The following is a 5520-nucleotide window of genomic DNA, read 5'->3' as shown; positions in this document are numbered from 1 at the left end:
TCATTGGGCAGCACGCCGATCCATATCTTGCCGATGACGGGGCAGAAATGGTGGGAGCAGGCGCTGCGAACCGTGATCGGCCCGACGATCATCAGCTCGTTGAGGTGCTCGGCGTTAGGGAATTCGGTGATGGTGGGAGGCGCTACATAGCGGCCCTTGAACACCTCGTTGAGGTACATCTTGGCCACGCGGCGCGCGGTGTTGTTGGTGTTGTGATCGCCGTCAGTGTCGATCACCAGGCTGTCAAGCACGCCCTGCATCTTGCCGGTCACTTCATCGAGCAGCTTTTCCAGCTCGCCCGGTTCAATGAACTTGGCGATGTTGTCGTTGGCGTGAAAGCGCTTGCGAGCCTGGGCCAGGCGTTCGCGGATCTTGACGGAGACGGGTGTGCCCTCGTCGGTCGCGTCCTGGGGGGGCGTATCGGATTTCATAAGCATGCCAGATATTACCAGTCCGCCCTTAAACCGTCTTGTCCGGAATTTGATAAGGTTTTTGGCCTCCAGCCCTTTCCTCATGAGCGCAAGCAGCTATCAAATTAATAGCTAACGACATGAAGGCCGGGCTGGCGCAGGACGCCTCAATAGCGCTGGCCTGCCACCAGCAGCGCCAGCCGCACCAGGGCATAGGCTATCCAGCCTCGCAGCCGCAGGCCAAAGGGGCGATGGCTGTGGTCGGCCGGCTCCATGCGCCGCCCCTGTTTCACCATGGCCTCGCGCACAATACCCGCCAGGCTTTCGGCAAAGGCCTTGTCCTCAACCACCACATTGGCCTCGCGGGCCAGCAGCAGGCTCAGGGGATCCAGGTTGGAGGAGCCCACGGTGGCCCAATGCCCGTCCACCACAGCCACCTTGGCGTGCAGGAAACCGGCCTCGTATTCATGGATTTCCACGCCGGCCTCCAGCAAGGCGCCATAGAAGGGCCGGGCCGCATGGTATTGCATGAAGTACTCGTAGCGCCCCTGCAGCAGCAAGGTGACACGCACACCGCGCCTGGCCGCCCCGATGAGGGYGCGCCGCAGCTTGCCGCCCGGCAGAAAATAGGCGTTGGCAATGATGATTTCCCGGTGTGCCTTGYCAATGGCCCTGCGATAGGCGCGCTCGATGCTGCTACGGTTACGCAAGTTGTCGCGCAGGATCAGCGCCGCCTTGGGGCCGGCAACGCCAGACCCGTTACCCACCACGAGCGATGTGGTGCCAGTGCGCCCGCCGTACCCCGCCGCCCTGAACTTTTCCCATGCGGCAGCCATGTGGCGCTGCCGCGCGCTGTAACCGGCCTGCACACGCCACCACAGCAGCGCCATGGCATCGGCGGCCTCCTCCGCCAGCGGGCCGGTGGCAGCCACGGCGAAATCGACGCGCGGAGTCTGGAGCTCCCCGTGGTTGGGATCGTAGAAATCATCGAGCACATTGATGCCGCCGCAAAACACCGTGTGCTGGTCCACCACGCAGAGCTTGCGGTGCAGCCGGCGCCAGCGCTCGGGCAGCAGCAGGCCCAGACGGCTCAGGCCCGTCCCCAAGGGCGAGTACACGCACCAGTCGACTTTCGACGCCGCGAATTTTTCGCGCCACTCGGCAGGAAGAGGACCGGTGCCTATGCCGTCGACCAGCACCTGCACTGTGACGCCGCGCAGGGCCGCGCGAACCAGTGCTTCGGCGACATCCGCGCCGGCACCGTTGAAATCAAAAATATAGGTTTCCAGCTGAATCCAGGTCTGCGCCGCATCAAGGGCCTTGACGAGTGCGGGGAAAAAATCCCGGCCGCCCTGGAGCAACTGCAACGCACCGGACTTGTGGAGTGGAAACATGGCCAGCGGCTTTTTTTCCTGGAAGTATGGAGAGTTGACGGGAAGGTCCATTCCATTTGAACCGACTGGCCGGTGTTTGCCAATCCAGTGAGACGCCAAACTCACAAAGTGTTGCGCCTGCGCGCTGCGCGGCTCAAGCCATGAATTTCGGCAGGAGGAGCACCGCTTCCGCATTCGAAGGGGAAAAACACAGGTCGGCAGCGGCGTAGTGCGGCAGCCATTGCCAGGCGGTGTGCTCCCTGGGGCTGAGCTTTACATCGCAGGCCTGGGGCAAACACAGGCTGAAGACATGTTCGGTGTTGTGGGTGATGCCGGGCGCATACCTGGCTCGCCAGACTGGATAAATCTCGTAGACGTTGGACAGGCCCCAGTCGCGAAACTGGCCGGGCGCGGCTGCGATGCCGGTCTCTTCCAGCACCTCGCGCACCGCGGTCTGCAGCAAGGGTTCGCCCGCCGTGTCTTTGGAGCCCGTGACGCTCTGCCAGAACCCAGGGTTGTCGGTGCGCTCGATCAGCAGCACGTCCAGCTGCGGTGTGTGAATAACGACCAGCACAGACTCGGGGATCTTGAAAGGTTTCAAGGTGTCCCCCTTCCGGCTGGCGGGCATAGCGCGCCGTTTTAGACGGGCTGTGGATTACGCAGGCGGATGTGCAGTTCGCGCAACTGCTTTTCGTCCACCGGGCTCGGGGCATGCGTGAGCAAATCCTGGGCGCGCTGGGTTTTCGGAAAAGCGATCACGTCGCGGATCGAGTCGGCGCCTGTCATCATGGTGACGATGCGATCCAGGCCGAAGGCCAGGCCGCCGTGGGGCGGTGCGCCGTACTGCAATGCGTCCAGCAGGAAGCCGAACTTCTGCTGCGCTTCCTCCGGTCCGATCTTCAGGGCATTGAAGACCTTGCTCTGCACGTCCGCCTGGTGGATACGGACCGAGCCACCGCCCAGCTCCCAGCCATTGAGAACCATGTCGTATGCCTTGGCAATACAACGGCCCGGGTCGGTGTCCATCCAGTCTTCGTGCCCGTCTTTGGGTGCGGTAAACGGATGATGCACGGCGCTCCAGCGCTGGCCTTCCTCGTCAAATTCAAACATCGGGAAATCCACCACCCACAGCGGCTTCCAGCCCTTGGTGAAGAGGCCGGTTTTCTTGCCGAATTCGCTGTGGCCGACTTTGAGGCGCAACGCGCCGATGCTGTCGTTGACSACCTTGGCCTTGTCSGCRCCGAAGAAAAKGATGTCGCCGTTCTGGGCCCCGGTGCACTTGAGGATTTCCGCAATCGCCGCGTCATGGATGTTCTTGACGATGGGGCTTTGCAAGCCGTCGCGGCCCTTGGTGATGTCATTGACCTTGATCCAGGCCAGGCCCTTGGCACCGTAGATCTTGACGAACTCGGTGTAGCCGTCGATCTCGCCGCGGCTCATTTCGGACCCGCCGGGAACGCGCAGGGCAACCACACGGCCGCCGACAGTGGTGGCAGGCGTGCTGAAAACCTTGAAGTCCACGGTCGCCATGACTTCGGTGAGTTCCGTGAACTCCAGGTTCACGCGCAAATCGGGTTTGTCGGAACCGAAGCGGTGCATGGCTTCGCCATAGGCCATCACCGGAAATTCGCCCAGGTCGGTGTTGAGCACGGTCTTGAAAATGTTGCTGATCATGCCCTGGAACAGGTCACGGATGTCCTGCTCGCCCATGAAGGACGTCTCGATATCGATCTGTGTGAATTCGGGCTGGCGATCGGCACGCAGGTCTTCGTCACGGAAGCACTTGGTGATCTGGTAGTAGCGGTCGAAGCCTGCGACCATGAGCAACTGCTTGAACAGCTGCGGGCTTTGCGGCAGCGCGAAAAACATGCCTTCGTTGACGCGGCTGGGCACCAGGTAGTCGCGCGCGCCTTCGGGCGTGCTCTTGGTCAGCATCGGGGTTTCGATGTCGATGAAGCCGTTGGCGTCGAGGAACTTGCGCGTTTCCATGGCCACGCGGTAGCGCAGCATCAGGTTGTTCTGCATGTAGGGACGGCGCAAATCCAGCACGCGGTGCGTGAGGCGCGTCGTCTCAGACAGGTTGTCGTCGTCAAGCTGGAACGGCGGCGTCACGCTCGGGTTCAGCACGATCAGTTCGTGGCACAGCACCTCGACCTTGCCGCTTTTGAGGTTGTCGTTGGTCGTGCCTTCAGGGCGGGCCCGCACTACGCCTTTGACCTGCACGCAGAATTCGTTGCGCACGCCCTCGGCGGTTTTGAACATGTCGGCGCGGTCCGGGTCGCAGACCACCTGGACATAGCCTTCGCGGTCGCGTAAGTCGATGAAGATCACACCGCCATGGTCGCGGCGACGATTGACCCAGCCGCACAGGCTCACGGTTTGGCCCAGCAAGGCCTCGGTCACCAGACCGCAATAGTTCGAACGCATTTGGGAAACGATAGCCATAAAAATCTCGGACTTTCAGCGCCTCGCGCGCAGTGTTGCAATTTTCGCCGTTTACAGGGGAGGGGTCAGCGGCCGCGGTACAGGTTTGGAGGGCACCACGACGCCCATGGAAATCACGTAGGTCAAAGCCTCATCGACGCTCATCTGGAGCTCAATGCAGTCGCTTCTTTTCAGCATCACAAAATAGCCACCGGTGGGATTGGGCGTGGTGGGTACATAAACACTCAGGTAGTCGCCCTGCAGGTGATTGACCACATCGCCGCCGGGCAGCCCCGTCAGAAAGCCGATGGTCCAGACACCTTCACGCGGCCACTGCACCAGCAAGGCCTTGCGAAAGGCATTGCCATTTTCCGAGAACACCGTATCGGAGACCTGCTTTACGCTGGAATAAATGGAGCGGACGATGGGAATGCGGCTCAGGAATGAGTTGCCCCAGCGCACCAGTTTCTTGCCGAAGAAATTGCTGGCAACCGCGCCCATCAGCAGCACGATCAGCAGCGTCAGCAGCACGCCGAAACCGGGGATATGGAAACCCAGCAGCTTGTCGGGGTGCCAGGCGCCAGGAAGAATCAGYAGCGTCTGGTCCAGCGTGCCGACGATCCAGTCGAGCACCCACAGCGTGATGGCCAGGGGCACCAGCACCAACAGTCCGGCCAGAAGCCATCGGCGGATCGAAGCCATCACGAGGAAGTCTTGGAAGAGGAGTCGGTGGCCGAAGCCTTGGCGGGCGCGGCCGGCGCGGGAGCTGCTGCCGTGCTTGCCGGCGCGGCTGCGCCGGAATCGGCCGGCTTGCTGTCCGCACCGTTGCTGCTGGAAGCGCCGGCTTCGCCGCCGTCAGTCTTGGGCGCGGGCACGCCTGTGCTGTTGCCGCCGCGGAAGTCCGTCACGTACCAGCCCGAGCCCTTGAGCTGGAAACCCGCAGCCGTGACCTGCTTTTTGAATGCGGGTTCGCCGCATTGCGGACACACTGAGAGGGGCGCATCGGAGATTTTTTGCAGAACGTCCTTGGCATGCCCACAGGACTCGCATTTATAGGCGTAGATTGGCATAGTGCTTAAGGCTTTGAGGGGCTGTCCCCGGGGTATTCCCGGGAATATCCCGGGGAATTTGCCTGGAAAAGGCTCCCAGATGCAAAGCCTTCAATTATAGGCCGTTGAGACCTTCCCCGGCCGGCCCTAAAACACCCGCACCCGCAGGACAAACTGCATGGCAATCAACCCCAATACAAAGCCCAGACCGCCATAAATCAGGCTTTGCAGCAGTTTGTTGGTGCGCTTTTGCTCATACAGCAG

Annotated in this window: 6 protein-coding genes; all 6 read right to left on the bottom strand. The window is 61.6% G+C overall.

Features of this window, described 5'->3' with window-relative positions; all coding sequences use genetic code 11:
* Positions 1-437, bottom strand: a 437-nt coding sequence (locus tag AC1D1X_RS14570; RefSeq protein ID WP_477698529.1) for a GTP cyclohydrolase I, incomplete at its 3' end; no start/stop codon positions are given.
* A 140-nt stretch (positions 438-577) separates the two neighbouring features.
* The gene (gene clsB / locus AC1D1X_RS14565; RefSeq protein WP_477698528.1) at positions 578-1804 is read right to left on the bottom strand and encodes a cardiolipin synthase ClsB; all 1227 of its coding nucleotides are present in this window, start codon (positions 1802-1804) and stop codon (positions 578-580) included.
* A 133-nt stretch (positions 1805-1937) separates the two neighbouring features.
* Positions 1938-2384, bottom strand: a complete 447-nt coding sequence (gene nudB / locus AC1D1X_RS14560; RefSeq protein ID WP_477669816.1) for a dihydroneopterin triphosphate diphosphatase — start codon at positions 2382-2384, stop codon at positions 1938-1940.
* Between the two features lie 38 nt (positions 2385-2422).
* Positions 2423-4228, bottom strand: coding sequence for an aspartate--tRNA ligase (aspS, locus tag AC1D1X_RS14555; protein ID WP_477698527.1), 1806 nt, complete (start codon positions 4226-4228; stop codon positions 2423-2425).
* Positions 4229-4279: 51 nt separating this feature from the next.
* Complete coding sequence (locus tag AC1D1X_RS14550; RefSeq protein ID WP_457279653.1) at positions 4280-4909, bottom strand: DUF502 domain-containing protein; 630 nt, start codon at positions 4907-4909, stop codon at positions 4280-4282.
* Positions 4909-5277 carry an FmdB family zinc ribbon protein gene (locus AC1D1X_RS14545; protein ID WP_477669818.1) on the bottom strand — a complete coding sequence of 123 codons (369 nt, stop codon included), beginning with the start codon at positions 5275-5277 and terminating at the stop codon, positions 4909-4911. The genes AC1D1X_RS14550 and AC1D1X_RS14545 overlap by 1 nt, the downstream gene beginning before the upstream one ends.
* Positions 5278-5520: the final 243 nt, after the last annotated feature.

The organism is Polaromonas sp. P1_G4 (assembly GCF_056405475.1).
Note: the sequence above shows the minus strand (reverse complement) of the source record. Positions and strands in the feature narration are given on the sequence as shown.

Coding starts and splice junctions, on each gene's coding strand:
- AC1D1X_RS14545 (WP_477669818.1), bottom strand. CDS start 5,277: ATGCCAATCTACGCCTATAAATGCGAGTCCTGTGGGCATGCCAAGGAC.